This is a genomic window from Pseudomonas canadensis, from assembly GCF_030980095.1.
Lineage (GTDB): Bacteria > Pseudomonadota > Gammaproteobacteria > Pseudomonadales > Pseudomonadaceae > Aquipseudomonas > Aquipseudomonas canadensis.
Window position 1 is genome coordinate 3124359 of the sequence record NZ_CP133298.1, and the last position, 25393, is coordinate 3149751.

The window sequence follows — 25393 nt, forward strand, 5'->3', positions numbered from 1 at the left end:
GATCAGGGTCGTATCGTGGAAAAGCTAAAACGCCTTCAAAGTGGAATCGAAGGGCTAGACGCTCTGCTCAAGGGTGGGCTGGTAGCAGGCGCTTCATACATCATCCAAGGGCGCCCAGGGTCTGGAAAAACGATCCTTGCCAACCAGCTTGGGTTCCATCATGCGAACAATGGAGGAAGGGTTCTGGTCGCCACGCTGCTGGCCGAATCACACGACCGACTTTTTCAATTCCTTTCGACTCTGAGCTTCTTCGACGCCTCCAAGGTTGGCGCCGAAATCCAATTTGTCAGTGCGTTTGACACGTTGGAAAACGACGGACTGGACGAGGTGGTGAAACTGCTGCGGCGCGAGATAAGCCGTCAAAAAGCCACAGTGATGGTAGTAGACGGCTTGCTCAATGCGCGCTCCAAAGCAGATTCGCACATCGATACCAAAAAATTCATTTCCGAGTTGCAAGGGCACGCCGCTTTCGCAGGTTGCACAGTGCTGTTTCTCACCAGTTCCCGTCTGGACGACGGCAGCCCTGAGCACACCATGGTTGATGGGGTGATTGAAATGGGCGAGGAGCTGTTCGGCACTCGGTCAGTGCGTCGAATTCAGCTTCGTAAAACTCGCGGCAGCTCAGCAATGACCGGTCTTCACGAGTGTGAAATTACCGAAAATGGCTTGGTGGTTTACCCGCGACTCGAAAGTCTCTACAGCCACCCGTCGTCTCCCGACAGCGCCGACATGACCCGTATCGCCAGTGGGATTGAATCACTGGACGACATCCTAGGCGGGGGGCTGCACAGTTCCAGCGTGACTCTAGTAATCGGCCCTTCCGGTATTGGTAAAACCACCCTTGGCCTCAAATTTCTGGCTGAGTCGACTGTGGAAGCACCGGGCCTGCATTTTGGCTTCTACGAAAGCCCGGAACGGTTGCGACTCAAAGGCCAATCACTCGGAATCGATATAAAGGGCATGGAAGGCAGCGGCGCCTTGAGCATTGCCTGGCAGCCTACTACTGAGGGGTTGCTGGATGGGTTGGGCACACGACTACTGAGTCTCGTAGAAGAGAAGGGCATCAAGCGCGTGTTTCTCGATAGCCTTAGCGGTATGACGCGAGTCTCGACGAATCCCGCACGGATTACTGACTTCTTCAGTGCACTGATGAACGAGCTGCGATCCAGGGGCGTTACGGTATTTGCCTCCTGGGAAATGCGCGATCTATTTGGTTCCGAGGTCAGCGCACCAAACTCTGACCTGTCTAGCATCGTCGACAACCTGATGCTGATGCGGTTTTCTGAGAATCACTCTGAACTAAGCCGGACGCTATCCATTCTTAAGGTAAGAGACAGCTCTTACGATCCCTCACGATTTGAGGTCATCATCCGTGATTATGATGTTTTCCTGAAAAAGGCTTCAAGACATGAACCATCGGTCCCCGCTGAGTCATCGCCCGGTTCAATTTCTTAAGCTTTTGTGTGGGTTGAATTAACATGACCACCATCCTGGTCGTCGACGACGAGTATTTGATCGCTGACATCCTTAGCTTCGCGCTGGAGGATGAGGGGTACATGGTCGTAACGGCGAGCAATGGTCGAAAAGGACTTGAGGTTCTCGATAGAGAACGGCCTGCTTTGATCATTACCGACTATATGATGCCGGTCATGGACGGCGAGGAATTCGCCACCGCCATTCGAGCGCTGCCTTCGGCAAATCAATTGCCGATCATCTTGATAAGCGGTGCTCAGGCGCATATCGGAATAGAGAGATCGGATCTTTTTGATGCTGTATTGGCCAAACCCTTCAACATCGACTTGATCATCGCCGAAGTCAAAAAGCTCCTGGCAGCTGATTAGTCAGCTGCTGGAGCAGGGTCAGCTTTTGCTGCGCCGGCAACGCTCCGAGCAGTAACGCACTTCATCCCAGCAGCGTGCCCATTTCTTCCTCCACGTGAAGGGAAGTCCACAGGTCACGCAGGTTTTTACGGGAAGCTCACTCTTTTTCACAGATATAACTACCGGCTGGGTCGATCACTCAATCACGTCGACAAGAAGAGGCGTGGTTATCATTATCCTGATCACTGTGTGACAAATGAATATTCCGTTTTTTGTTTCCCTGGATGGGCCCAAAGGCACCGGTAAAACTACGCTGTTGGAGGCCGTAACGGCAACGCTGAGGTCGCATAACAAGAAAGTCATCCGACTTTGCGAGAGAAAAAGCGATCCCTACAGAAGGGAAACCATGGCCCTGGTTAACGAACTTGCCAGAAATCCCTCGCGGGATCTGGAATGGGCTGTGTGCGAGCGTTTTGCCGAGAGTCGCAGCTGGATATCCCGGAACGTACTGACTCAGCAGCCGTTGGACCGCATTATCCTGATTGATCGCTGGTATCCGTCCGATGCTGCGTTTCGACACACCATCTCGTTTGCAGAGATTCTCCAGTTGAACCGGGAGCGGGACGTGCGAGTGCCGGATGTGCATGTCGGCGTTGTCACCGCGCCGGATATTTCGTGGGCAAGGGCAGCTGCACGGTCGCGAGGATTGGGCGGTACGGTAATCCAGAAGTATGCAGAGCATGTTGCATGCACAGAGATGTTCGAGCAGGCCGTTGCGGATCATGGCTGGGTGATGTGCCGGAATGAAGGTGCGATCGAAGACGCAGTGAAGCAGGTGGTTGCTGAGATCTACAAAGTCGCTGGGTGAAACGCATAGCGTAATACATCATTTAACATAATATACATTATGCGTAATATCATAATGCGCAATCAGGGGCAGTGCCCATCACATTTCAACAGGCAAAACCCCTATCTCACTCAAACCTGAGCAAAGCCACCATCGACAAACATCTCACTGCCGGTCATGAAGCTGCTTTCATCCGATGCCAGGAACAACGCTGCCGCCGCAACTTCCTCAGGCTTGCCAATACGGTTCAATGGAACCTGCGCGGTCATGTCGTCGATGATTGCGTCTTTCTGTCCAGTACCTGAAAGCGCCAGGTCCAGACCCGGTGTCGAGATCGGCCCTGGTGAGAGTACGTTGACACGAATGCCTGTACCTTTGAGATCCAGCGCCCAGCTCCTGGCAAAGTTACGCAGCGCCGCTTTTGTTGCGCTGTACACACTGAACGCCGGTGTGCCCATGGTGCCTGTGGTCGAACCCGTGAGGATCACCGAGCTGCCGGCGCTCATCAGTGGCAAGGCTTTTTGTACGGTGAACAGCGTGCCTTTGACATTGATGCCGAAGGTACGGTCAAACGATTCCTCGGTGATCGAGCCGATTGGTTGGAAATCCCCCAAGCCTGCGTTGGCGAACAGCACGTCGACCCGGCCTTTGGTTGCTTTGACCTGGGTGAACACGCGATCAAGGTCGTCCAGTTTTGAAATGTCGCCTTGTATGGCGATGGCTTGAGGACCAATCAGTTGCAGCGCCTTGTCCAGTTCCTCTTGTCGACGTCCTACAATGACGACGTGTGCGCCTTCCGCCGCAAAGCGAATGGCGGTTGCCAGGCCGATGCCGCTGTTGCCGCCGGTAATGACTGCGATTTTTCCGTTGAGCCTGCTCATGGTGAACTCCGATGAATAAGGTTGAGGCCCAACTGTAGATCTGAGCTATTCTTTTGAATAGTATGCACCTTTAAGTAAGTACCCTATGCGGAGTCCTATGGATCATGGCCAACAACTCATTCAATTGCGGGCTCGAGGCCGCCCTGGCGGTGATTGGCGGTAAATGGAAGCCGCTGGTGCTGTTCAACTTGGCGCAAAATGTTCATCGATATGGGGAATTAAGGCGCGCGATTGGCGGCGTGACCGATAAGGTGCTGATCCAGCAGCTCAAGGAATTGGAGCGTGATGAGATCATTTTCCGGGTGGATTTCCAGGAAATACCGCCCAAGGTCGAGTACTCGCTGACACCATTCGGGCGATCCTTGGCAACTGCGTTGGGCGCGCTGTGCCAATGGGGCACGGAACATATGCAAACCGTTGAGCGTATCGCCGAGCGGCGTATGGCCACCCTCTCCCAGTCTTGAGTCCCCTGCCCTGAGATCTAACTCAACTAAATGACTATTTAGTTGAGTTAGATCAATGAGTTACATTTGAAATCGATCAACCGACTGCGACAGCTTTCCTGCTAGGTTGGACAGTTCATCGGTGGTCGACGCTGTCTGCTCGATCACTCGGCTATTGCTCTGCGACATCTCCGCAATCATCTCCACTTGATGCGCAATTTCATTGCTGGCCAGGCTCTGCTCGCCGATGGTCCGAGAGATATCGTTGACCATTTCCGTGGTGTTCAACGTCGCTTGGAGGATCTCGCGAATTGCCCGCTCCACTTCGGCAGTTACCGCCATGCCTTTGTCCACCTGAGCAACGCCCTCCTCCATGCTGGTCACCGCTTCCCGGGTGTTCTGCTGGATACGCCCGACCATGGCGGCAATTTCCTGGGTCGATGCGCTGGTGCGTCCGGCAAGGTTGCGCACTTCATCAGCAACCACAGCAAATCCACGCCCCTGCTCACCGGCACGGGCGGCCTCAATCGCGGCATTCAGGGCCAGCAAGTTAGTCTGGTCAGCGATCCCCTTGATCACTTGGATAATGCTGAAAATGGCCTCGGACTCCTTGTCCAGCGTGCGAATCACTTGGGCGGATTGCTGTGCGGAACGAGCGATGCCGTCCATGTCACTGACCACCTGATGAATCACCCGGCCGCCGTCCTTGGCCAAGGTTTGCGCCTGGTTGGCCATGTCCAGTGCGCGTCCGGCGTGCCGGGTGATTTCCTCGATGCTCGCGGTCATCTCACTCGCAGCAGCGGCCATGGTGCTGGCGCCGGCGCTCTGTTGCTGGCTGCTGCCAGCCACTTCATGGCAGCCGCGGCTCAGTTGCTCGCTCATGCCATTGACGCCATGGGCGTTGCTGCGCACCACTTCAATCATGCCGCGCAGGTCCTTTTGCATGGTGGCGAGGCTGCGGATCAAGGCGCTGGCTTCATCCTTGCGCCGGGGCTCGACGATAGGTTCACTCAAGTTGCCACGCGCGATGCTGGCGGCAATGCGGCTGGCCGCCTGTAGGGGGCCCATGATGCTGAGGATCACCCAGCGCCCCTGGGCCAGCAGCAGTAAAAGACTGGCGATCAACACCGCGCCCAGCGTGAAGTTGGCGTTGCTGATGGCCTGTCGCGTACCGACGCTGGTCTGCTGGGTATTGGTTTCGATCAACTCGCTCAGGCTCGCCATTTGATCTTCCAACTGGCTGAACGCGGCATTGAATGTGCCCAGTTCCCCGCGCGCGGCCTCAGGGTTATCCAATGCCAGGGCGACGATGCGTTCGCCGGTGGCGATGTAGTTATCCAGGCTGGGTTTGATTTTTTCCAAGCTTGCCTTGAGCGAATCGTCCAGCGGCAGCTTGAGGTTGTCTGCCAACACTTGCCGAAAGTGTTCGGCGTGCTCTTTTAGAGAACTATCGACGTCGGCCTTGCTGCTGGTGCTTTTACCCAGGCCCACCAGCATCGCCGATAACACATCGGCGCGCAGGGCGTCGTGCATCATGTCGGCTTCCATGTGGTTGCGCAGCACCGTCATGCTCACTTCGTTGTCCTGCACGGCAGTGCCCATCCGGGTGTTTCCCAGGTAGCCGGCCAGGCTCATGATCAAGGCAGTGAGCAATCCGGTCGCTATCAACAGCATCAAGCGCAGTTTGATCGTCATGCTGGTATCCCCGTGCCTGGTCAGCCGGTTGAGAACCCAACCGTAGAAGCCCCGCTGCTCATGTTATCGGCCATCCATACTGTTTATTGAAGCCTAAGTTTGCGGATCTGCGCAGATCCCTTAAGCTGGCCGACCTTTGTTTGCTCCGCCCGGAATTACCCATGTCTCGAAGTATCGCCCGCCTGGCCCTGCTGCTGGGCTTGATCACCGCCGTCGGCCCCTTCGCCATCGACATTTATCTGCCGGCCTTGCCGACCCTGGGCGCGAGCCTGCACGCCTCGCCGGCGTTGGTGCAGATGAGCCTCACGGTGTTTTTTGTCATCGTCGGCGTGTGCCAGTTGTTCTACGGCCCGATCAGTGATGTGTTCGGGCGCAAACCGCCGATTTATGCCGGCCTGGTGATTTTTGCCGTGGCCAGTGTCGGTTGCGCATTAGCGCCTAACATTGAATCACTGATCGCCTTTCGGGCCCTGCAGGCGTTCGGTGCGTGCGCGGGCATGGTGATTCCACGGGCCATCGTGCGTGACCTGTACACCGGGCATGAAGCCGCGAAACTCATGGCGTTGCTGATGCTGGTGATGAGTGTCTCTCCGATTCTTGCGCCGCTCGCCGGTAGCCTGGTGATTTCGCTGTGGAGTTGGCGCGAAGTGTTTGCTGTGCTGGCGGTGCTCGCAGTGGCGTGCCTGGTGATGACCATCTTACAACTGCCGGAAACTCACCCGGCCGAACGGCGCTTGGGCAAGACTCTGGGCAACGCCTTCAGCAGCTACGGTGCGTTGCTGCGTGACCCGGTATTTATCGGTTTGTCGGTGGTGTGCGGGTTCGGCTTGGCGACGTTTTTCGTGTTTATCGGCAGCGCGCCATTCGTGTACATCGAGCATTACGGCCTGACACCCACGCAGTTCAGCCTGGGGTTTGCCGTGAACGCTGCGTCGTTCTTCGCCATGAGCCAACTCACTGCACGCCTCAGCGCACGCTTTGGCCTGGCGCCGCTGATTCGTTGGTCGGTGGTGGCCGTGGCGGCGGTTATGGCGGTGCTGGCGGTCACGACGCTGTGGGTCGACAGCCTGGCCTTGATGATGACGTTGCTGTTTATCGGCTTCGGTTTTCTCGGTCTGCTGTTACCGGCGGCGGGCGTCTTGTCGCTGGAGGACCACGGCGCGGTAGCCGGCTCTGCGTCAGCCTTGCTCGGGGCGATCCAGATGATCACGGCGGCCGTGTCCATGACGGTGATCGGTGTGTTCGCGGATCACACGCCAGCGCCGATGCTGGTTGGCATTGCGTTGTGCGCCATCGCCGCAATGCTCACCACGCTGTGGACCTTGCGCCGCCTGCCGGCTCACTTGGCCAGCGCACCGCCCTCCTCCTGATCGCTGCCCATCCCGGCCAAATACGCCCAGGGATAAATCCCGCGCTGGTGACCATCGCTGAACACCAGTTGTACGCCATAACCCTGAGGGTGGATCTGCACCACCCTCACCGCTTCCGACACCAACGGCTGGCTGCCCCGCAACCGCAACGCCTGGCATTGGGAGCACGGGCATTCGCGGCGCAGGCGTGCGTGGTTAATCCACTGCGCGCCTTCCATCCACTCCAGGCGCAGTCGACCGTCGCGGCCTTTGCCAATGGCGTGCGGCGCGACGGTCATTGCAGTTGCGCCAAGGCAATCCGCACGGCCTTGCGCACTTCCGGATCGCCATCGTCGGCGGCATCGCGCAAGGCCGTCAGTGCTTGACGATCACCCAGCTCACCCAGTGCCAGAGCGGCTTCCTTGCGCAGGTTGCTGATGCTATGGCCCAGGGTCTGGACCAAGGCGTCCAGTGCGGGTAAATACCGTAACCGGCCCAGGCTGCGAGTCGCACGCAGACGAACCTGCCAATACTCATCGGCCAGCGCGCCGACCAGCGCATCCCCGGCATTGCGGCTACCGACTTTGCCCAAGGTGGTCGCGGCTTCCTCGCGCACTTGCCACGCCGGGTCCAGCAACGCTTGGTGCAACGCCGGTAAGACCAGGTCATCACTCGCCAAGCCGAGTGCGCCGGTAGCCGCGCGGCGGACTTCGGTGTCGGGATCGCTGCTGGCCAAGGCGGCCAACGCCTCAAGCGCAGGTAGATGTTTGAGCCAACCCAGCACACCCACCGCTTCACGGCGGACACCCGCATCAGCATCCACCAACGCCAGCAAGGCCGCCGGCGCAGCGGCTTCCAGGCGCAGTTCGCGCAGAGCACGGAAGATGGCGGTGCGCACGCTGGCATCGGTGTGTCCGGTCCAGGGCAATAGCACCCTGCCCGCCTCGATGGTCTTCAATACGCTCAGGCTTTGCGCCGCGGCGTCGCGCACGGAGTACTCGGTATCTGTGAGGGCTTCACACAAGGCCTGTACCACTTCGCCGTCTTCCCAGGCTTCGAGCAAGGTCGCGGCCTGGGCGCGCACTTCTACGCTGGGGTCGTTGCGCAGGCTGTCCACCAGCCATTCCAAACCGTCGGGGTCTTCAAGATCAGCCAGGTCGATCAGGGCAATGCGGCGCATGCCGGCGTCCGAGGCTTGCAGACGTGGGCGCAGGGCTTCTATTTCCAGGTTATAGGTCATATGGCAAATCGCGGTGTTGAATGATCGGTGGGCAACCCGAGCGGGTTCAGCCGTGGCAACTGGCGGCCATCTTCATGATGCAGCAGTGCCAAGCAATGACGCTTGAGGAGAGTGAATTCGGGGGTGGTCATCAGTTCGGTGTGGCGCGGGCGCGGAAAGTCCAGCTGAAAATCCTCGATGATGCGACCCGGCCGTGGGCTCATCACCAGGATGCGATCGGACAGGAACAGCGCCTCATCGATATCGTGGGTGACAAACACCACAGTGGTGCGGATGCGCGTCCAGATATCCAGCAACAAGGCCTGCATCTTCATGCGGGTCAGCGCATCCAGTGCGCCAAACGGCTCATCCATCAGCAACAGGCGTGGTCGATTGACCAGCACACGGGCGATTTCCACACGCTGCTGCATGCCGCCGGAAAGCTGGTTCGGCCAACGCTCGGCGAAGCCTTCCAGCCCGACCAACGCCAAGATCTCATCCGCCGCCGCCAGCCGTTCAGCCTTGCTCACGCCGCGCATTTTCAAGCCGAACGCGACGTTCTCACGCACGGTGCGCCACGGGAATAACGTGTGCTGCTGAAACACCATGCCGCGCTGCTGGGACGGACCGACCACCGCCTGCCCATCCATCTGCAAGCTGCCCTGATTAGGCACCAGATGTCCGGCCAACGCGCCGAGCAAGGTCGACTTGCCACAGCCCGACGGCCCCAGGATGCACACAAATTGCCCCGGCTCGATGTCGCAGTCCAACGCCTTGACCGCCTCGAATGCCTGATCACGCTCGCCGAGCACAATGGACAATCCGCTGATTGCTATACGTCCTTCCATCAGGCTTTACCTCGCGGGCGATGCCAAGGGGTGAATACCGTGCCCAGGCGCTTGACCAGCCAACTGCTGCCCATGCCCAGCGCGCCGATCAACAACATGCCGACCACAATGTCGGCATAGTTCTGGATGGTGTACGACTCCCAGGTGTAATAGCCGATGCCGAACTGCCCGGAGATCATCTCCGCCGTCACCAGGCAGAACCACGACGTGCCCATGCCGATGGCCAGGCCGGTGATGATGCTCGGCGCGGCCCCCGGCACAATCACCTCCAGCAGGATCGCGCCGCGCCCTGCCCCCAGGCTGCGCGCCGAAGCGATCAGCCGGGGATCGACACCTTCGACGCCATGCACGGTGTTGAGCAGGATCGGAAACAGCGCGCCGGTGAAGGTGATGAACACCATGGACAGCTCTGACGACGGAAACATCAGGATTGCCAAAGGTATCCAGGCCACCGCCGGAATCGGGCGGATCACTTCCAGGGGCGGTAGCAGCGCATCTTCAGCCCATTTCGAGCGGCCGATGGCGATGCCCAGGCCAACGCCCACCAGTACCGCCGCCAGGTAGCCTTCGAACACCCGGGTCAGGCTGGCACTCAGGTGCTGGGCCAGCTTGCCCGAATCCACCAGGCCCAGCGCCGCCTCGACCACGGCGCCCGGCGTGGGCACGTTGGCAAAGGTCACCAGCCACAGGTTCCAGTGATGGCTGGCAGCGAGTTGCCAGAACAGCAGGCACACCAGCAATGAGGCCGCGCGCGGCAGCCAGCGATAGGTCGACATATCAGCGACCGGCCACGGCCTGGGCGCCGGCGCTGGTGAAATCGAACACCTGGCCGCCCTGGGCATCCGCGAATTGCTGGGCCTGGCCCTTGAGCAAGAATGCACTCAATTTGCCCTGGCGATCACTGGCGAACCAGGCCTGGTTGGCGAGCAGCTTGATGCCGCTGTCTTCGGCCTGGGCGTAGACCGCACGCACGTCCTTGCCGTCCTTCTTCAAACGGGCCAACGCACTTAAGGCTGATTCAGCCGACGCGTAGTCACGCACCTTGGGCTCGCCTTTCACCCAGATCTGCGCCACGTGTTTCCAGTCGGTGATCGGCTTGCCGGTCAACGCGTCGTTGGCTTTGAGCGGGCTCTGGGCGTAGTTGCCCAACTGTGCCTGATAGTCCAGGCCGGACGCTTTGAAGGCTGCGCGCAGGTACTGGTCGTCGATAAAGGTATTGAGGTCCAGGCCTCGGTCGGCTTTTTTCAGCAGCTTGAGGGTGTCGATGGCGGTGCCGACGGCCTGGCGGTATTCCGGCTTCCAGCTCAGGTCACGGGTTTGCACGCCCAGCGGGCCATGGAACAGGTAGTTGACCTCAGCCTCGACGCCGGTAACTTTCTCGATCAGCTCGCTGTATTTCTCAGGCTCTGCCGTCAGCAGCTGATTGGCTTCGATACTGGCTCGCAGGTAAGCAACTACCACTTCAGGGTACTGGCGGGCGTAGCTTTCATCCACCAGGGCGCCGTGGAAGGTGGGCGTGTTGGACTGCGAACCGTCGTAGATCTTGCGGGCGAACCCACGGTTGGGAAACAGCTCGGCAAACGGCACGAAGTCGGCATGCGCGTCGATCTTATTGGCCTGCAACGCCGATCCGGCCACTTCAGGCGCCTGGGCGATGATGTTCACGTCCTTGAGCGGGTCCCAGCCTTGCGCAGCGACCGCACGCAGCAACATGCCGTGGGCGGTGGAGGCGAACGGTACGGAAATGGTCTTGCCTTTCAAGTCCGCCAAGGACTGCGCGCTGGACTCGATAGGCACCACGATGCCATTGCCACTGCCCTTGATATTGCCCGACAGCACACTGATAAACAGGCTGTGCTTGCCCGCGCCCTCGAACGCCACGCCGTTGAATGCGCCGGGGAAGTCCGCCATGGCGCCGAAGTCCAGCTTGCCGGCCACCATTTCATTGGTCAACGGTGCGCCACTGGTGAAATTCTTCCACTGGATATCGTAGGTGGCATCCTTGTACTTGCCATCGTGGGGCAAGTACTTGTCCAACAGCCCCAACTCCCGGATCAGCAAGCCGCCGGCGGCGCAGTTGATAGTGGTGTCCTGGGTGCCGATGGCCACCCGGATGGTTTCAGCCTGTACCGACAGGCTGATGGAAGCCAGCACCAGGCTGGTGAAGGTTGCGCGCAAGAACATTGGGTGTATCCCCTCGAATCATGGTTATAGGATCGTCTCCGCCGTGATCAGGCACGGTGGGAAACGAGGGGTATGGCAGTGGCGTCCGGTGATGGCGGATAGCTTGGAGTCGTAACGCTCAGCGCAGCAGGTACGGGATCTCGACCTTGACTGCGCCTGTGGGGCAATCCTTTTCGCAGGGCATGCAGTACCAGCATTCGTCGAACGCCATGTACGCTTTCTGCGTCGCGGGATTGATCGCCAACAGGTCCATCGGGCACACGTCGACACACACCGTGCAGCCTTTTTCGGCGATGCACTTGTCTTCGTCTATCGTCACCGGCGCGTTGGAACGAAAGAATATTTCCTGGGGTTGGTAGGCCATTTCACGGTGTCCTTAGCACTTTGTGGTTGTGCTGATTGTTGTGGTGAGCGGGCTTCTGTGGTGAGCGGGACAAGCCCGCTCACCACAGAAAGCCCGTTCACCAGAGATTGAGCTTCAGGCCGCATCAGCCCCCACGCGCAGGCGGTCGTAGGCTTGCATTTCTTCGGCGTCCAGTGGAATTACGTAGGGTTCCACGGGTTTCTTGAAGCTGACCATCTGCCCGTCATCGCCCTTTTTCAGGTGGCAATGGCAGAACCAGTCGGCGTCATTGCGCAGCGGGTAATCGACGCGGTGGTGGTACAGGCCCCAGCGGCTTTCGGCGCGGTACAACGAGGCGCGGGCAGCCATTTCGGCACAGTCACGGATCACGCTGGTTTCCATGGCGCGCATCAGTTCGTGGGGGTTATGGGCTTTCATCTGGTCGAGGTCGCGCTCGATATCGCTGAAGCGCTGCAGGCCGATTTCCATCTTGCGGGTGACCTTGGGCGGTTGCAGGTAATCGTTGACGAAGCGGCGCAGCTTGTATTCGACCTGGGCCGGGGGCAGGCCGGTTTCACGGTCCAGCGGCGCGTAGACACGGGCCTGTTCGGCGGCGACCTGCTCGGCATTCACCGCGCTGAAGTCTTTTTCCACCACATACTGGGCGGCGTTGGTGCCAGCGAACCAGCCGTAGGTAAAGGCGCCCAACATATAGTTATGCGGCACCGCCGCCATGTCCCCGGCCGAATACAGGCCCTTCACCGACGTCTCCGCGCGCTCATTCACCCACACGCCGGAGGCCGAATGCCCGCTGCAAAAACCGATTTCGGAGATGTGCATTTCCACCATGTCGCTGCGGTAATCGGTGCCGCGATTGGCATGAAACTGGCCACGGCTCGGCCGTTCATTGCTGTGCAGGATGGTCTCGATGTTCTGGATGGTTTCCTCGGCCAGGTGGTCGAGCTTGAGGAACACCGGGCCATTGCCGCTTTCGAGTTCCTGGTGGAACTCCCACATCATCTGGCCGCTCCAGTAGTCGCACTCGATAAAGCGCTCGCCCTTGTTGTTCGCGGTGTAGCCACCGAGCGGGCCGGTAACATAGGCGCAGGCCGGGCCGTTGTAATCCTTGATCAACGGATTGATCTGGAAGCACTCCAGATTCGCCAGTTCGGCGCCCGCGTGATAGGCCATCGCGTAGCCGTCGCCGGCATTGGTGGGGTTTTCATAGGTGCCCATCAGGTAACCCGACGACGGCAGGCCCAGCCGGCCCGCCGCGCCGCAGCACAGAATCACGGCCTTGGCCTTGATCACCTGGAAGTCGGCCGTGCGGCAGTCGAAGCCCATCACGCCGTTGACTGCCCCTTCGCTGTCGGTCAGCAAACGTGTGCACACCAAGCGGTTAGTGATGGTCACCCGCGCACGCTTGAGCTGGCGATACAGCACCTTCTTGATGTCATGCCCCTCGGGCATCGGCAGCACATAGGCGCCCATGTGATGGACCTTTTTCACCGCGTAGTCGCCGGTCTCGTCCTTTTCGAACTTGACGCCCCAGCGGTCCAGTTGCTCGATGGTCTCGAAACTGTGGGTAGCATAGGCGTACACCGCCGCCTGATTGACGATGCCGTCATTGGCGATGGTGATTTCCTTGGTGTACTGCTCCGGCGTCGAGTGGCCGGGGATGATCGCGTTGTTCAGTCCGTCCATGCCCATGCTGATCGCACCGCTGCGCTTGACGTTGGCCTTGTCCACCAGCAACACACGCAGCGCCGGGTTGGCTTCTTTGGCCTTGATCGCCGCCATCGGCCCGGCCGTACCGCCGCCGATCACCACGATGTCGTATTCCAGCTCCAGGGTTGTGCGGCTCACGGGCGGCTTCCTCGTTCACGGTCGATGCGCAGGCGATACTGGAAGGCGTCGCCACGGTAATACAGGTGTTCAAAGTCAACCGGCTGGCCGTCGGCGGTGTGGGTCAGGCGCTCGATATGCATGATCGGCGAGCCTGGCTCTACATTCAGCGCCTGGGTCAGGTCGCTGTCGGCCAGCACGGCGTCGATGGCCACATCCGCATGCCCCAAGTGCAGGCCGCAGTCGTTTTCCAGGATCAGGAAGATGTCGCGGGTGACCAGGTCAGCCTTTTCCAGGCGCTCGCCGAGGGGTTGCGGCAGGTAGGTGATTTCCAGCGACACCGGCTCTCGGTTGATCAGGCGCACCCGCTTGATCTGCGCAACCACGGTGCCCTCCTCCACGCCCAGGCGCTCGGCCACCTGCTTGTCGGCTGGCACGAAACGAAAACTGCGCAAGCGGTTGATCACTTCATAACCGCGCTCGGTCATCGACTCGGCCAACCCCTGCAAAGTGCTGACGTTCTGGTAGGCCTTGGGCTTGGACACAAACGTGCCTTTGCCATGAATCTTGTAGATCAAGCCCTCTTTCTGCAGATCGCCCAATGCCTGGCGCACGGTGATGCGGCTGACGTTGAAGCGCGTGCCCAACTCGCTTTCTGAGGGCATTTGGGTGTTGGGCGCGTATTCGCCGTCGAGAATGCGACTGCGCAACAGGTCGCGCAGTTGGGCATGCAGGGGAATGCTGGACAGTGGAGAGAGGCTGGAATCGTTCATCAAGTTCACTTGTCATAACGAGTTATGACGTGATCTTAGGAAGTCTAATGGCGGCGGTGGAAATACCGTTTATGCATAAGCTTAAAGCCAACCACTCGTCGGGCTTCGGCGGCATCCGTTACAACTATCGCCCGGCATGTAACTACTAATCCCATAGCCCCTTTGCACTGCTATGGAGATTGATATGACTGACTATCCTCGCCCGCCCTTCACCCCTCAAGCCCAAGCTGTCCCAGGTGCGCAGAAAAAAATGGACCCGTACCCCGACTGCGGCGAGAAAAGCTACAAGGGCTCCGGCCGGCTCGCCAACAAGATCGCGCTGATCACCGGGGCCGACAGCGGCATCGGCCGCGCCGTGGCGATCGCCTTTGCCCGTGAAGGCGCCGACGTGGCCATCGCTTATCTGGACGAGCATGAAGATGCCCAGGAAACCGCACGCTGGGTCGAAGAGGCTGGTCGCCAGTGCCTGTTGCTGCCCGGTGACATCGCGCAGAAAAGCGTGTGCCAGTCGTTGGTGGACAAAACCGTCGAGCAGTTCGGCCGCATCGACGTGCTGGTGAACAACGCCGCGTTCCAGATGACCCACGAGACCCTTGAGGACATCGAGGACGAGGAATGGGTGAAGACGTTCGATATCAACATCACCGCGATGTTTCGTATCTGCAAGGCGGCCTTGCCACATATGAAGGCCGGCAGTTCGATCATCAACACCAGCTCGGTCAACTCCGACATGCCCAAGCCGACGCTGCTGGCCTATGCCGCCACCAAGGGCGCGATCGCCAACTTCACCGGTGGCTTGGCGCAGTTGCTCGGTAGCAAAGGGATTCGGGTCAACAGTGTGGCACCGGGGCCGATCTGGACGCCGCTGATTGTGGCGACCATGCCGGATGAGGACGTGCAGAGCTTCGGCAGCGAAACCCCGCTGGGGCGTCCGGGCCAACCGGTGGAAGTGGCGCCGATCTATGTGCTGTTGGCCTCGGATGAAGCCAGCTACATCTCGGGCTCGCGATATGCGGTGACTGGCGGCAAGCCGATCCTCTAATCCGTGCCCCCCCTGTGGGAGCAGACTTGTCTGCGAAGGCGGCTGCCCTCTAACTGTAACTCTGCGATCCAAAGGTGGAGCTGGCTTGCCGGCGATTGCATCACCTCGGTACAACTGAGATACCGAGGTGGCTGTATCCCGGGCAAGCCAGGCTCCGCCAGGGATAGTGTTGGCCAATACTACAGATCGAACCGATCCACCGCCCGGCGCCGCTCATTGTCGTCGCGCACGTCATAGCTGGCGGTGGTCTGGATATTGGTGTGGTGTGCCAGTTTCTGCGCAATCGACAGGTCATGCTCCTCGATCACCCGCGTAATGAACGAGCGGCGGAAATCATGGGGCATGATCTTTACCCCTACCTGTTCGCCACGCTGGCGGGCGATGTAGTAGATCGCATGCTTGGTGATGCGTTCACGGGTGATATGGCTGCCACGGCGGATGCGGTTGAACAGGAAACTGTCGTCCTGCTCGCCTTCCTTGAGCTGTTCGCGGCGAAACGCCAGCCACGCCTGCAGCTTGGCGAACGCCCAATCCGGCGCGTACTTGATCAACTCCTTGTTGCCCTTGCCGATCACGCGCAAGCTGCGTTCTTCGAAATTGATCTGGGCCAGGTCGAGGTTGACCGACTCCGACTTGCGCATGCCGGAACCATAGAGAATCCCAATCACCGCCGCATCGCGCAGGCCCTGCGGGCGTGGGTCGGCGGCGCAGACTTCCATCATTTCGCGGATCAAACTGCGCCGCAAGTTGCGACCCTGACTCAGGCGTGTGCCCGGCGCAGCCTTGACGGTGCGCATGCGCAACAGGTGTTCCTGGCTGATCAAGTTCATCCGCCAGGCTTCGTTCATCACGCCACGCACCGCATTGACGTACAGCGATGAGGTGTTCGGCGCATAGCCATCCTCACGCAAGGCGGCAACCAAGGCGATCACGTGTTCGGGTTGCAGCAGGTGCCAGTCGATGTCTTCAAGGTTGATGTCCTCGAAGCCCAGGCGGTCGGCCGCATCTTGCAGCACGTAGCGCATGGTCAATTGGCTGGAGGGCGCCAGACGAGTGAGGTAAAGGGTCAGCGGGTTGCGGATAGACTCAGTCAAGATACATTAGCCTTTGGCTTAAATACCCCGAGCAAGCCTTTGTTTAATCGAGGTATTTAGTGAATTGGCGAAGGCCGAGTCTAACCCAGGACCGGCCCTGGCACAAAATCACGGGGCCGTGTCGTCATCTTCGGAAGAGTCCTGCGGCTGGACCTGGGCCTGGCTCCAGTCGCTGTCTTGCTTCTGCATCAGCGCGAACCAGTGCTGGCGCATGAACGCCAGGTAGGCCTCGGGGGCCTTGGCAAAGTCCTTCTCGTCGCCGTAGCAACCGGGCAACGGCAGCTCGGTGCCCTGTTCCTTGTACTGGCTCACCAGCGCCTGCTGCCCAGCCACGCTGCAATCCTTGGGCAACGGCATGCCGCGCAAGGCGCCGGCCTCCTCGTCCCACCAGGCCGCACCGACCCGGTCGACACCGCGCAAACGGTACTTCTGCGACTTGCCGACATGCATGATCAGCTTGAATTCATTGGGGCTGACATCACTGGTGCAGGTGCGCGAATAGCCCACGGTGGCCTGGGTGATGCCATCGCCGGTCAGGTCGGTGACCTTGGTCGCAGCGCGGTCAAAGCGCAACGAGGCGTCGAATTCGCAGTGCTGTACATCGTCGTAGAGCATCCACACGCGTTTGGGGCGGTTGCCATCGATCAGATACTGGGCCGCGTACACAAAAGCCGACTGAGTGCCGTCGTCGTCACGCTCGCTGACCTGCTCGGCGAGCACCAGCAGGTTCTTGCCTTGCTTGTCGTCCCAGGTATAGGCGGCGATCTGCTTGCCACGCACCTCCACCCCGTCCGGCACCTGGTCGATGCTCGTGAGCGCGACCCCGTCGTCGGCTTGCACGGTGGTGATACACGCCACACTCAACAACAAACCCATCAACACTGGCCGCAACTGGCCACGTAAAAGCTGCACGCTATTCATCCGATCACCCTGGCAAGAGACGGCTTACTTTACCGGCACTTGGGGCGCCTTGCAGAGAAGATTCTTCACTAAAATTCGAGGGTGGAGCGTAGGCGCTCAAGTTGAACCAATCGTCCTACAGACAGTTCCTATTTCGCTTACTAACTAAAGCCGACGCGCCGTTAGTTGCTTAGCTGAACCCTAGCTGTCTACCTGTCAAATAAACGAGTTTTTCATCTGCCTTTCATATCTGTTCCACATTTTTACGCTTAATCTTAAAGACAGCACTTCATAGCAAACCGCGCTATATCGTCTAACCTCTTGATTACGCTTCATCTTTAGCGCCGTTTATTAACCTGCGGCCTGGACTTTCGCCCAATGATTGCTGCTGTTGCCACGCGCCAAGTTGCTCTAACCCCGAGGTCATGAATCTTTGAAACCCTACCCTATTCATTGCGTGTCGATCGTTATCCCGGTCTACAACGAACAAGAGAGCCTGCCTGAATTGCTGCGCCGCACCACGGCAGCCTGCAAGCAACTGGCCTACGAATACGAAATCATCCTGGTGGATGACGGTAGTCGCGACAATTCGGCCCAACTGCTGGAAGACGCCGCCGCTGAAGACGGCAGCAACGTGGTGGCGGTGATCCTCAACCGCAATTACGGCCAGCATGCGGCGATCATGGCCGGTTTCGAGCAGTGCCGGGGCGAAGTGGTGATCACCCTTGACGCCGACCTGCAGAACCCGCCCGAAGAAATTCCGCGCCTGGTCGAGCAAGCCGCCTTGGGCTACGACGTGGTGGCCACCGTGCGCAACAATCGCCAGGACTCGGCCTTCCGCCGCTGGCCTTCGCGCCTGATCAACCTGGCCGTGCAGCGCTCCACCGGCGTGGCCATGACCGATTATGGCTGCATGCTGCGCGCCTACCGCCGCACCATCGTCGATGCGATGCTGGCCTGCCGCGAGCGCAGCACCTTTATCCCGATCCTGGCCAACGGCTTTGCCCGCCACACCACCGAGATCCTGGTGCACCACGCCGAGCGTGAACACGGCGAATCCAAATACAGCGCCATGCGCCTGATCAGCCTGATGTTCGACTTGCTGACCTGCATGACCACCACCCCGCTGCGCCTGCTCTCCATCGTCGGCTTCAGCCTGGCGGCGCTGGGCATGCTGTTTGCCCTGGCGTTGATCGTCATGCGCCTGGCCTTTGGTGCCGACTGGGCCGGCGACGGCTTGTTCGTGCTGTTCGCGGTGCTGTTCGTGTTCACCGGCGGCCAGTTCATCGGCATGGGCCTGTTGGGTGAGTACCTGGGCCGCATGTACAGCGACGTGCGTGCCCGCCCACGCTTCTTTATCGAAAAAGTGCTGCGCAACCAACCCGCAGCACCGGCTCCCGTGGTCGTCGTCGACGGCCTGGTGTCTTCCCATACCTCTACTTCTTCTGCTGATCAGGTCCAATCATGAGTTCAAAAGCTGTTGTATTCGCGTACCACGACATTGGTTGTGCAGGCATTGAAGCGCTGCTCAACACCGGTTACGAAATTGCTGCTGTGTTCACCCATGCCGACGACCCGAAGGAAAACAATTTCTATGGTTCCGTTGCCCAACTGTGCGCACGTAACGGCATCCCCGTGCACGCGCCGGAAGACGCCAACCACCCGCTGTGGATCGAGCGCATCGCCAAGCTGAACCCTGACTACATTTTCTCGTTCTACTACCGCAACCTGCTGAGCGAGCCCCTGTTGGCCACTGCGCGCAAAGGCGCGTTCAACCTGCATGGCTCGCTGCTGCCGAAATACCGTGGCCGTGCCCCGGCCAACTGGGTACTGGTCAACGGCGAAACCGAAACCGGCGTGACCCTGCACCGCATGGTCAAGCGTGCCGATGCCGGCGCGATCCTGGCTCAGCAGAAAGTTATCATCGAGCGCAACGACACTGGCCTGACCTTGCACGCCAAACTGCGCGACGCCGCCAGCAACCTGCTGCGCGACGCCCTGCCGCAACTGGCCCAAGGCAAGCTGGCTGAAACTGCCCAGGACGAAAGCCAGGCCACTTACTTCGGTCGCCGCACCGCTGCCGATGGCAAGCTGGAATGGAAAAAACCGGCTGAAGAACTGTTCAACCTGGTCCGCGCCGTCACCCAGCCGTACCCGGGTGCCTTCTGCGCCGTGGGCGAGCACAAGCTGATCGTGTGGCAAGCCGAAGTGGTCAAGGGCAACGAAGGCCTGGCGCCAGGCCGTGTGATCAGCGTCAACCCGCTGCGCATTGCTTGCGGTGAAGACTCCCTGGTGGTCAAGTTCGGCCAGCGCAACGACAACGGTCTGTATCTGGCCGGTCCTTCCCTGGCCAACGAATTGGGCCTGGTCGACGGTTCCGTGCTGCGCGGCGCCGAGTCCGGCCGCAAGCCACGCCGTACCCGCGTGCTGATCCTGGGTGTGAACGGTTTTATCGGTAACCACCTGTCCGAGCGCCTGCTGCGTGACGACCGCTACGAAGTCTATGGCTTGGACATCGGCTCCGATGCCATCGAGCGCCTGCGCAGCCACCCGAACTTCCATTACGTGGAAGGTGACATCAGCATCCACACCGAGTGGATCGAGTACCACATCAAGAAATGCGACGTGGTCTTGCCGCTGGTGGCCATTGCCACGCCGATCGAATACACCCGCAACCCGCTGCGCGTGTTCGAGCTGGACTTCGAAGAAAACCTCAAGCTGGTGCGCTACTGCGTCAAGTACAACAAGCGCGTGATCTTCCCGTCGACCTCCGAAGTCTATGGCATGTGCCAGGACCAGTACTTCGATGAAGACACCTCCAACCTGGTGGTCGGCCCGGTCAACAAGCAGCGCTGGATCTACTCGGTTTCCAAGCAACTGCTGGACCGCGTGATCTGGGCCTACGGCGCCAAAGGCCTGAACTTCACCCTGTTCCGTCCGTTCAACTGGATGGGCCCGCGCCTCGATCGCCTGGACTCCGCGCGTATCGGCAGCTCCCGCGCCATCACCCAGTTGATCCTGAACCTGGTGGAAGGCACGCCGATCCGCCTGTTCGACGGTGGCGAGCAGAAGCGTTGCTTCACCGACATCGCCGACGGTATCGAAGCCCTGGCGCGCATCATTGATAACGACAACGACGCGTGCAACGGCCAGATCATCAACATCGGCAACCCGGAAAACGAAGCCAGCATCCGTCAGTTGGGCGAAGAATTGCTGCGTCAGTTCGAAGCTCACCCGCTGCGTGGCAACTTCCCGCCGTTCGCTGGTTTCCGCGATGTAGAAAGCAAGGCGTTCTACGGCACTGGTTACCAGGATGTGGCCCACCGCAAGCCAAGCATCGAAAACGCCAAGCGCCTGCTGAATTGGGAGCCGACCGTTGAAATGAGCGAAACCATCGGCAACACGCTGGATTTCTTCCTGCGTGAAGCCATGCTTGAAATAGCGGACAAAAAGTAATGCAGGCAGGCTTGCGAATCGACGTCGACACCTACCGAGGCACCCGTGAAGGTGTGCCACGGTTGCTCGAATCCCTGGATGAAGCCGGGGTAAAAGCGACGTTCTTCTTCAGTGTCGGGCCGGACAACATGGGGCGCCACTTATGGCGCCTCATCCGCCCGCAGTTCCTGTGGAAGATGCTGCGTTCCAACGCCGTCGGGCTGTATGGCCTGGACATCTTGCTGGCCGGCACCGCCTGGCCGGGCAAGCCGATCGGCCGTGACCTAGGGCATTTGATGCGCCAGGCCAAGGCCGCCGGGCATGAAGTGGGCCTGCATGCGTGGGACCACCACGGCTGGCAGGCCAACACCGGGCGTTGGAGCGAAGCACAGCTGGTCGAACAGATCCGCCGTGGCGTCGACACCTTGAACGACATTCTCGGCGAGCGCATCGACTGTTCCGCCGCCGCCGGTTGGCGTGCCGACGAGCGCGTGGTGCAAGCCAAGCAAGGCTTCAATTTCCGCTACAACAGTGATTGCCGGGGCACCAGCCTGTTTCGTCCAACCTTGGCCGATGGCAGCGCGGGCACCCCACAAATTCCGGTGGACCTGCCGACCTTCGACGAAGTCGTCGGGCCGGTGGTGGCTGCCAAAGACTTCAATACGTTCATCCTCGACCGCTTTGCCGCGTCGAAGCTCAACGTCTATACGATCCACGCAGAAGTAGAAGGGATTCTGATGGCCAATGATTTCCGCCAGTTGCTCGCCCAGGCAGGGCAGCGCGGCATCGACTTCAAACCGCTGGGTGACTTGTTGCCGGCGGACCTGACTACCCTGCCCCAGCAACAACTGGTGCGCGGCGTCTTGCCCGGCCGTGAGGGTTGGCTCGGAGTGCAACAGGCATGATCCGCCGTTGGGCCCTGCCCCTGCTCCTGTTGGCATTTGGCGTGTTTTACCTGCTACCGCTGGCTACCCATGGCCTGTGGATTCCGGATGAAACCCGTTATGCGCAGATCAGCCAGGAAATGCTGCTGACCGGCAAATGGGCGTCGCCGCACTTCATGGGCATCCGCTATTTCGAGAAACCGGCGGCGGGCTATTGGATGATCGCGCTGGGCCAGGCGATCTTCGGACAGAACCTGTTCGGCGTGCGCTTTGCGTCGGCATTGAGCACTGGATTGAGCATCCTGTTGGTGTACCGGGTGTCGCGTCGGTTGTGGAACGACCCGCAGAAGAGCCTGATCAGCACCGTGCTGTACATGAGTTTTGTCAGCGTGGCGGCCCTGGGCGGTTATGCCAACCTCGATCCGCAGTTCACGTTCTGGGTGAATCTGACCGGTGTGGCCTTGTGGTTTTGCTTCGACAGCAACACCCGTAATGGGCGGCTCGGTGCTTGGGCGCTGCTGGGGTTTGCCTGTGGCATGGGCTTCATGACCAAGGGTTTCCTCGCCTGGTTACTCCCCGTGTTGATCGCCCTGCCCTATGCGATCTGGCAAAAGCGTTTTCGTGAGCTGTTGGGTTACGGCCTGGTGGCGGTGGTGGCGGCGATTGTCGTCAGCCTGCCGTGGGCGCTGGCCGTGCACCTGCAAGAGCCCGACTACTGGAACTTCTTCTTCTGGCACGAACATATCCAGCGCTTTGCCGGCGACGATGCCCAGCACGCCGAGCCGTTCTGGTATTACCTGCCGCTGCTGGTTGCGTTCTGCCTGCCGTGGGTGGCGTTGTTGCCGTCCACGCTCAAACAGGCCTGGCAGGACAAACGCAGCGCACAAACCGGCTTTGTATTGCTGTGGTTGCTGATGCCCCTGGCGTTCTTCAGCCTGGCCAAGGGCAAGTTGCCCTCCTATATCATGCCGTGCCTGCTGCCGTTGGCGTTGCTGATGGGCAGCACCCTGGCCGACAAGCTGGCCCAGGGTCGTTACCGCGCATTGCGTATCAACGGCTGGCTGAACCTGATCATCGGCGTGGTGATGCTGCTGGCGCTGAGCTGGTTCCAACTGAAAAAACCGGTGTATGAACACGGTCAGGAAACACTCAGCCTGGTACTGGTGTTCACATTCCTGTTCGGCTGGATCCTGGTCAACCTGCTGCAGGCCGCACAGCCGCTTCGCTTGTGGGCGATGCCAGTGCTTGGCAGTTGGCTGATGGTCGCCCTGTTGCCAGCCGCGCTGCCGCACTCTGTGGTTTACAACAAGACCCCCGACCAATTCATCATCGATCACCTGCAGGAACTGCAACCGGCCACTGCACTGTTGAGCAATGACCTCGGCGCCGCTTCGGCCTTGTCGTGGCGCCTGGCACGGCCGGACGTGACGCTCTACAACACCGTCGGTGAAGTCAAATACGGCCTTGCCTACCCGGATGCCGGGCATCACAAGGTGGATATGCCTCAGGTTCAGCAGTGGATGAGCGATGCGCGTAAAAAAGGCACGGTCGGTGTGGTGATGCGCGTCAAAGGTGACGACGAGCGAGCCGAAATCGCTTTGTTGCCCAGCGACGGCCAGCGCTATGAGCAAGGCAATATCGTGATCCTGATCTTCCCGCAGGTGACGCCTTGATCACCCTGCTGCTGTTATTGGCTGCCTGCTTGCTGACCTGCATGGGCCAGGTGTCGCAGAAATTCGCCGTGGAAAGTTGGCGCGACCTGCCCGAAGGCTGGGCGCTGAAACTGCGTTCGCCGTGGTTATGGTCGGCGCTGATGTGCCTGGGCCTCGGCCTGCTGATGTGGCTGCTGGTGTTGCAGCGCCTGGAAGTGGGCATTGCCTACCCCATGCTCAGCCTGAACTTCGTGCTGGTCACGCTGGTGGCACGGTTTGTCTTTCATGAGCCCATTGACAGCCGTCATTGGCTGGGCGTGGCGCTGGTAATCGGTGGTGTCGTGTTGTTGGGGCGCCACGTATGAGCCGGGTTCAAGGGTTTGCCTTGGCCCTGGGCAGTGTCGGCCTGGTCAGTGCCGCCCAACTGGGCATGCGCTGGAGCATGACGCGCTTGCCGCTGCCCAGCGAATGGCTCAGCGCACAGATCAATCTTGGCGCTCTCGGCGTGGTAAGCCTGGCGATCCTGGCCTACGCGCTGTCGATGCTCTGCTGGTTGGGCGCGCTCAAGCACCTGCCGCTGGGCCGCGCCTACTCGCTGTTGAGCATCAGCTACGCCTTGGTGTACCTGCTGGCGGCCAGCCTGCCGGTGTTCAACGAACATTTTTCCGTTTCAAAAACCCTGGGGGTGGCGCTTGTCATCCTCGGTGTGCTGGTTATCAACTCTCGTCGTGCTAGCGCTACAAGTCCCAGGAATGCCCCATGAAAATCAGTGTATTTGGTAGTGGTTACGTCGGTCTGGTGCAGGCCACCGTATTGGCCGAAGTCGGTCACGATGTCATCTGCATGGACGTTGACAAAAACAAGGTCGAATCTTTGCAGAAAGGCCATGTGACGATCTTCGAGCCGGGGCTGGCAGCGATGGTCAAGGAAAACCTGGAAAGCGGGCGACTGCACTTTACCCATGACGAGAAACTCGCGGTCGAACACGGCGAAGTGCTGTTTATCGCCGTGGGCACGCCTTCGGATGAAGACGGCTCGGCTGACCTGAAGTACGTGCTGTCGGTGGGCGATGCGGTCGCTCGTCATCGCAAGGAGCCGGTGATCCTGGTGGAAAAATCCACTGTGCCCGTCGGCACTGGCGATACCCTGCGCGCGCATATCGAAAAAGCCCTTCACCTGGCTGGCCGGCACCTGGAGTTCGATATCGTCTCCAACCCGGAATTCCTCAAGGAAGGTTCAGCCGTGGCCGACTGCCGCCGCCCCGACCGCATCATCATCGGCTGCGAGCGTGAAGAAGTACGCGAGGTCATGCGCGATCTGTACGCCCCGTTCAACCGCAACCATGACCGCATCATCTTCATGGACCTGCGCAGCGCCGAGCTGACCAAATACGCCGCCAACTGCATGTTGGCGACCAAGATCAGCTTCATCAACCAGATCGCCGAGTTGGCCGAGCACCTGGGCGCGGACATCGAAGCCGTACGCCTTGGTATCGGCGCCGACTCACGCATCGGTTACCACTTCATCTACCCCGGCTGCGGTTATGGCGGTTCGTGCTTCCCCAAGGACATGCGTGCCCTGATCCACAGCGCCAAGCAGGCCAACTGCTCCAGCGACCTGTTAGAAGCGGTGGAAGCCATCAATCAGCGCCAGAAGAGCAAGCTGTTCGAACGCATCAATGCGTTCTTCAAGGGCAACCTGCGCGGCAAAACCTTTGCCCTGTGGGGCCTGGCGTTCAAGCCGAACACCGATGACATGCGTGATGCGCCCAGCCGTGTGCTGATGGAAGCCTTGTGGGCCGCCGGCGCTAACGTGCGCGCGTTCGACCCCGAAGCCATGCAGGAAACCCAGCGCATCTATGGCGATGATCCACGGTTGATGCTGATGGGCACCCCGGAATCCACCCTCGGCGGCGCCGATGCGCTGATCGTCTGCACCGAATGGCAGCAGTTCAAGGCGCCGGACTTCGACCTGATCCACCAACGCCTGAAAACCCCGGTGATCTTCGACGGCCGCAACCTCTACGACGGCGAGCGCCTGGCGCGCAAAGGCTTCCAGTACTACCCGATCGGCCGCGGCGACTCCTGCCAGTTGCCGATTCCGCAGCAACAATGGTTGCCGCAGGTTGTGGAAGCCTGA

The 25393-nt window shown here is 59.9% G+C and carries 26 protein-coding genes and 1 pseudogene; 13 read left to right on the forward strand and 14 right to left on the reverse strand.

Annotated features, from left to right (window positions below):
- Positions 1-15: 15 nt before the first annotated feature.
- Both RB216_RS14150 and RB216_RS14155 read left to right on the forward strand, forming a co-directional pair.
- Positions 16-1455 (forward strand): ATPase domain-containing protein, encoded by a 1440-nt coding sequence (locus RB216_RS14150; RefSeq protein ID WP_068933164.1) that lies wholly within the window; start codon positions 16-18, stop codon positions 1453-1455.
- Positions 1456-1478: 23 nt separating this feature from the next.
- Positions 1479-1841: a response regulator gene (locus RB216_RS14155; RefSeq protein WP_028616151.1), complete on the forward strand. Its 363-nt coding sequence runs from the start codon at positions 1479-1481 to the stop codon at positions 1839-1841.
- A gap of 18 nt (positions 1842-1859) precedes the next feature.
- Here RB216_RS14155 and RB216_RS14160 read toward each other — a convergent pair whose 3' ends face one another.
- Positions 1860-1991, reverse strand: coding sequence for a DUF2256 domain-containing protein (locus RB216_RS14160; protein ID WP_078048468.1), 132 nt, complete (start codon positions 1989-1991; stop codon positions 1860-1862).
- Positions 1992-2076: 85 nt separating this feature from the next.
- Between RB216_RS14160 and RB216_RS14165 the strand changes: the two genes are divergently transcribed.
- Positions 2077-2688, forward strand: a complete 612-nt coding sequence (locus tag RB216_RS14165; RefSeq protein ID WP_308908856.1) for a dTMP kinase — start codon at positions 2077-2079, stop codon at positions 2686-2688.
- 110 nt (positions 2689-2798) lie between these two features.
- Here RB216_RS14165 and RB216_RS14170 read toward each other — a convergent pair whose 3' ends face one another.
- Entirely contained in the window at positions 2799-3548 is a 750-nt protein-coding gene (locus RB216_RS14170; protein ID WP_122685069.1) for an SDR family NAD(P)-dependent oxidoreductase, read from the reverse strand.
- Positions 3549-3652: 104 nt separating this feature from the next.
- On the opposite strand from RB216_RS14170, the gene RB216_RS14175 reads away from it, so the two are divergent.
- Entirely contained in the window at positions 3653-4012 is a 360-nt protein-coding gene (locus RB216_RS14175; protein WP_122685067.1) for a winged helix-turn-helix transcriptional regulator, read from the forward strand.
- Between the two features lie 60 nt (positions 4013-4072).
- Here RB216_RS14175 and RB216_RS29860 read toward each other — a convergent pair whose 3' ends face one another.
- Together RB216_RS29860 and RB216_RS29865 are read right to left on the reverse strand one after the other, a co-directional pair.
- A complete protein-coding gene (locus RB216_RS29860) occupies positions 4073-4936 on the reverse strand; it encodes a methyl-accepting chemotaxis protein (RefSeq protein ID WP_372514807.1) in 864 nt (287 codons plus the stop codon).
- A pseudogene (locus tag RB216_RS29865) lies at positions 4931-5686 on the reverse strand (MCP four helix bundle domain-containing protein); the annotation flags it as partial. The gene RB216_RS29860 and the pseudogene RB216_RS29865, both read right to left, overlap by 6 nt.
- Before the next feature lie 161 nt (positions 5687-5847).
- Here RB216_RS29865 and RB216_RS14185 point away from each other — a divergent pair.
- Complete coding sequence (locus tag RB216_RS14185; RefSeq protein WP_308908858.1) at positions 5848-7056, forward strand: multidrug effflux MFS transporter; 1209 nt, start codon at positions 5848-5850, stop codon at positions 7054-7056.
- Here the strand turns inward: RB216_RS14185 and RB216_RS14190 are convergent.
- From RB216_RS14190 to RB216_RS14225, 8 genes are all read right to left on the reverse strand, one after another.
- A complete protein-coding gene (locus RB216_RS14190) occupies positions 7026-7334 on the reverse strand; it encodes a DUF971 domain-containing protein (RefSeq protein WP_308908859.1) in 309 nt (102 codons plus the stop codon). The two genes, RB216_RS14185 and RB216_RS14190, sit on opposite strands and share 31 nt — an antisense overlap.
- Positions 7331-8275 (reverse strand): HEAT repeat domain-containing protein, encoded by a 945-nt coding sequence (locus tag RB216_RS14195; RefSeq protein WP_308908860.1) that lies wholly within the window; start codon positions 8273-8275, stop codon positions 7331-7333. The genes RB216_RS14190 and RB216_RS14195 overlap by 4 nt, the downstream gene beginning before the upstream one ends.
- Positions 8272-9102, reverse strand: a complete 831-nt coding sequence (locus RB216_RS14200; RefSeq protein WP_308908861.1) for an ABC transporter ATP-binding protein — start codon at positions 9100-9102, stop codon at positions 8272-8274. Before RB216_RS14200 ends, RB216_RS14195 begins: the two co-directional genes overlap by 4 nt.
- Positions 9102-9878, reverse strand: a complete 777-nt coding sequence (locus RB216_RS14205) for an ABC transporter permease (protein WP_308908862.1) — start codon at positions 9876-9878, stop codon at positions 9102-9104. Before RB216_RS14205 ends, RB216_RS14200 begins: the two co-directional genes overlap by 1 nt.
- 1 nt (position 9879) lies before the next feature.
- Positions 9880-11286 carry an ABC transporter substrate-binding protein gene (locus tag RB216_RS14210; RefSeq protein ID WP_308908863.1) on the reverse strand — a complete coding sequence of 469 codons (1407 nt, stop codon included), beginning with the start codon at positions 11284-11286 and terminating at the stop codon, positions 9880-9882.
- 118 nt (positions 11287-11404) lie between these two features.
- Complete coding sequence (locus RB216_RS14215; RefSeq protein ID WP_028616162.1) at positions 11405-11650, reverse strand: 4Fe-4S dicluster domain-containing protein; 246 nt, start codon at positions 11648-11650, stop codon at positions 11405-11407.
- A 114-nt stretch (positions 11651-11764) separates the two neighbouring features.
- Positions 11765-13495: a fumarate reductase/succinate dehydrogenase flavoprotein subunit gene (locus RB216_RS14220; RefSeq protein WP_028616163.1), complete on the reverse strand. Its 1731-nt coding sequence runs from the start codon at positions 13493-13495 to the stop codon at positions 11765-11767.
- Positions 13492-14247, reverse strand: a complete 756-nt coding sequence (locus RB216_RS14225; RefSeq protein WP_028616164.1) for a GntR family transcriptional regulator — start codon at positions 14245-14247, stop codon at positions 13492-13494. Before RB216_RS14225 ends, RB216_RS14220 begins: the two co-directional genes overlap by 4 nt.
- 184 nt (positions 14248-14431) lie before the next feature.
- On the opposite strand from RB216_RS14225, the gene RB216_RS14230 reads away from it, so the two are divergent.
- Complete coding sequence (locus RB216_RS14230) at positions 14432-15289, forward strand: SDR family oxidoreductase (protein ID WP_068933146.1); 858 nt, start codon at positions 14432-14434, stop codon at positions 15287-15289.
- A gap of 179 nt (positions 15290-15468) precedes the next feature.
- Here the strand turns inward: RB216_RS14230 and RB216_RS14235 are convergent, their stop codons facing one another.
- Positions 15469-16383: a site-specific integrase gene (locus RB216_RS14235; RefSeq protein WP_016975660.1), complete on the reverse strand. Its 915-nt coding sequence runs from the start codon at positions 16381-16383 to the stop codon at positions 15469-15471.
- A 108-nt stretch (positions 16384-16491) separates the two neighbouring features.
- Positions 16492-17304, reverse strand: a complete 813-nt coding sequence (locus RB216_RS14240; RefSeq protein ID WP_068933144.1) for a M949_RS01915 family surface polysaccharide biosynthesis protein — start codon at positions 17302-17304, stop codon at positions 16492-16494.
- Positions 17305-17716: 412 nt separating this feature from the next.
- Between RB216_RS14240 and arnC the strand changes: the two genes are divergently transcribed.
- From arnC to RB216_RS14275, 7 genes are read left to right on the forward strand one after another with little or no spacing between them, the layout of a single operon-like run.
- A complete protein-coding gene (gene arnC / locus RB216_RS14245) occupies positions 17717-18751 on the forward strand; it encodes an undecaprenyl-phosphate 4-deoxy-4-formamido-L-arabinose transferase (RefSeq protein WP_068933143.1) in 1035 nt (344 codons plus the stop codon).
- The gene (gene arnA, locus RB216_RS14250) at positions 18748-20739 is read left to right on the forward strand and encodes a bifunctional UDP-4-amino-4-deoxy-L-arabinose formyltransferase/UDP-glucuronic acid oxidase ArnA (protein ID WP_236321567.1); all 1992 of its coding nucleotides are present in this window, start codon (positions 18748-18750) and stop codon (positions 20737-20739) included. Before arnC ends, arnA begins: the two co-directional genes overlap by 4 nt.
- Positions 20739-21623 carry a 4-deoxy-4-formamido-L-arabinose-phosphoundecaprenol deformylase gene (arnD, locus tag RB216_RS14255; RefSeq protein WP_068933140.1) on the forward strand — a complete coding sequence of 295 codons (885 nt, stop codon included), beginning with the start codon at positions 20739-20741 and terminating at the stop codon, positions 21621-21623. The genes arnA and arnD overlap by 1 nt, the downstream gene beginning before the upstream one ends.
- Positions 21620-23275 (forward strand): lipid IV(A) 4-amino-4-deoxy-L-arabinosyltransferase, encoded by a 1656-nt coding sequence (gene arnT, locus RB216_RS14260; protein WP_068933138.1) that lies wholly within the window; start codon positions 21620-21622, stop codon positions 23273-23275. The genes arnD and arnT overlap by 4 nt, the downstream gene beginning before the upstream one ends.
- Positions 23272-23619, forward strand: a complete 348-nt coding sequence (gene arnE / locus RB216_RS14265) for a 4-amino-4-deoxy-L-arabinose-phosphoundecaprenol flippase subunit ArnE (RefSeq protein WP_308908864.1) — start codon at positions 23272-23274, stop codon at positions 23617-23619. Before arnT ends, arnE begins: the two co-directional genes overlap by 4 nt.
- The gene (arnF, locus tag RB216_RS14270) at positions 23616-24017 is read left to right on the forward strand and encodes a 4-amino-4-deoxy-L-arabinose-phosphoundecaprenol flippase subunit ArnF (RefSeq protein ID WP_308908865.1); all 402 of its coding nucleotides are present in this window, start codon (positions 23616-23618) and stop codon (positions 24015-24017) included. Before arnE ends, arnF begins: the two co-directional genes overlap by 4 nt.
- The gene (locus tag RB216_RS14275) at positions 24014-25393 is read left to right on the forward strand and encodes a UDP-glucose dehydrogenase family protein (RefSeq protein WP_028616173.1); all 1380 of its coding nucleotides are present in this window, start codon (positions 24014-24016) and stop codon (positions 25391-25393) included. The genes arnF and RB216_RS14275 overlap by 4 nt, the downstream gene beginning before the upstream one ends.

Excerpts from the sequence above, each read along its gene's own strand:
- RB216_RS14170 (WP_122685069.1), bottom strand. The coding sequence starts at position 3,548 with ATGAGCAGGCTCAACGGAAAAATCGCAGTCATTACCGGCGGCAACAGC.
- RB216_RS14275 (WP_028616173.1), top strand. The coding sequence starts at position 24,014 with ATGAAAATCAGTGTATTTGGTAGTGGTTACGTCGGTCTGGTGCAGGCC.
- RB216_RS14205 (WP_308908862.1), bottom strand. The coding sequence starts at position 9,878 with ATGTCGACCTATCGCTGGCTGCCGCGCGCGGCCTCATTGCTGGTGTGC.
- RB216_RS14230 (WP_068933146.1), top strand. The coding sequence starts at position 14,432 with ATGACTGACTATCCTCGCCCGCCCTTCACCCCTCAAGCCCAAGCTGTC.
- arnF (WP_308908865.1), top strand. The coding sequence starts at position 23,616 with ATGAGCCGGGTTCAAGGGTTTGCCTTGGCCCTGGGCAGTGTCGGCCTG.
- RB216_RS14165 (WP_308908856.1), top strand. The coding sequence starts at position 2,077 with ATGAATATTCCGTTTTTTGTTTCCCTGGATGGGCCCAAAGGCACCGGT.
- RB216_RS14210 (WP_308908863.1), bottom strand. The coding sequence starts at position 11,286 with ATGTTCTTGCGCGCAACCTTCACCAGCCTGGTGCTGGCTTCCATCAGC.
- RB216_RS14215 (WP_028616162.1), bottom strand. The coding sequence starts at position 11,650 with ATGGCCTACCAACCCCAGGAAATATTCTTTCGTTCCAACGCGCCGGTG.
- arnT (WP_068933138.1), top strand. The coding sequence starts at position 21,620 with ATGATCCGCCGTTGGGCCCTGCCCCTGCTCCTGTTGGCATTTGGCGTG.
- RB216_RS29860 (WP_372514807.1), bottom strand. The coding sequence starts at position 4,936 with ATGCAAAAGGACCTGCGCGGCATGATTGAAGTGGTGCGCAGCAACGCC.
- arnD (WP_068933140.1), top strand. The coding sequence starts at position 20,739 with ATGCAGGCAGGCTTGCGAATCGACGTCGACACCTACCGAGGCACCCGT.
- RB216_RS14240 (WP_068933144.1), bottom strand. The coding sequence starts at position 17,304 with ATGAATAGCGTGCAGCTTTTACGTGGCCAGTTGCGGCCAGTGTTGATG.
- RB216_RS14190 (WP_308908859.1), bottom strand. The coding sequence starts at position 7,334 with ATGACCGTCGCGCCGCACGCCATTGGCAAAGGCCGCGACGGTCGACTG.
- RB216_RS14185 (WP_308908858.1), top strand. The coding sequence starts at position 5,848 with ATGTCTCGAAGTATCGCCCGCCTGGCCCTGCTGCTGGGCTTGATCACC.
- RB216_RS14175 (WP_122685067.1), top strand. The coding sequence starts at position 3,653 with ATGGCCAACAACTCATTCAATTGCGGGCTCGAGGCCGCCCTGGCGGTG.
- RB216_RS14195 (WP_308908860.1), bottom strand. The coding sequence starts at position 8,275 with ATGACCTATAACCTGGAAATAGAAGCCCTGCGCCCACGTCTGCAAGCC.
- arnA (WP_236321567.1), top strand. The coding sequence starts at position 18,748 with ATGAGTTCAAAAGCTGTTGTATTCGCGTACCACGACATTGGTTGTGCA.
- RB216_RS14155 (WP_028616151.1), top strand. The coding sequence starts at position 1,479 with ATGACCACCATCCTGGTCGTCGACGACGAGTATTTGATCGCTGACATC.
- RB216_RS14225 (WP_028616164.1), bottom strand. The coding sequence starts at position 14,247 with ATGAACGATTCCAGCCTCTCTCCACTGTCCAGCATTCCCCTGCATGCC.
- RB216_RS14200 (WP_308908861.1), bottom strand. The coding sequence starts at position 9,102 with ATGGAAGGACGTATAGCAATCAGCGGATTGTCCATTGTGCTCGGCGAG.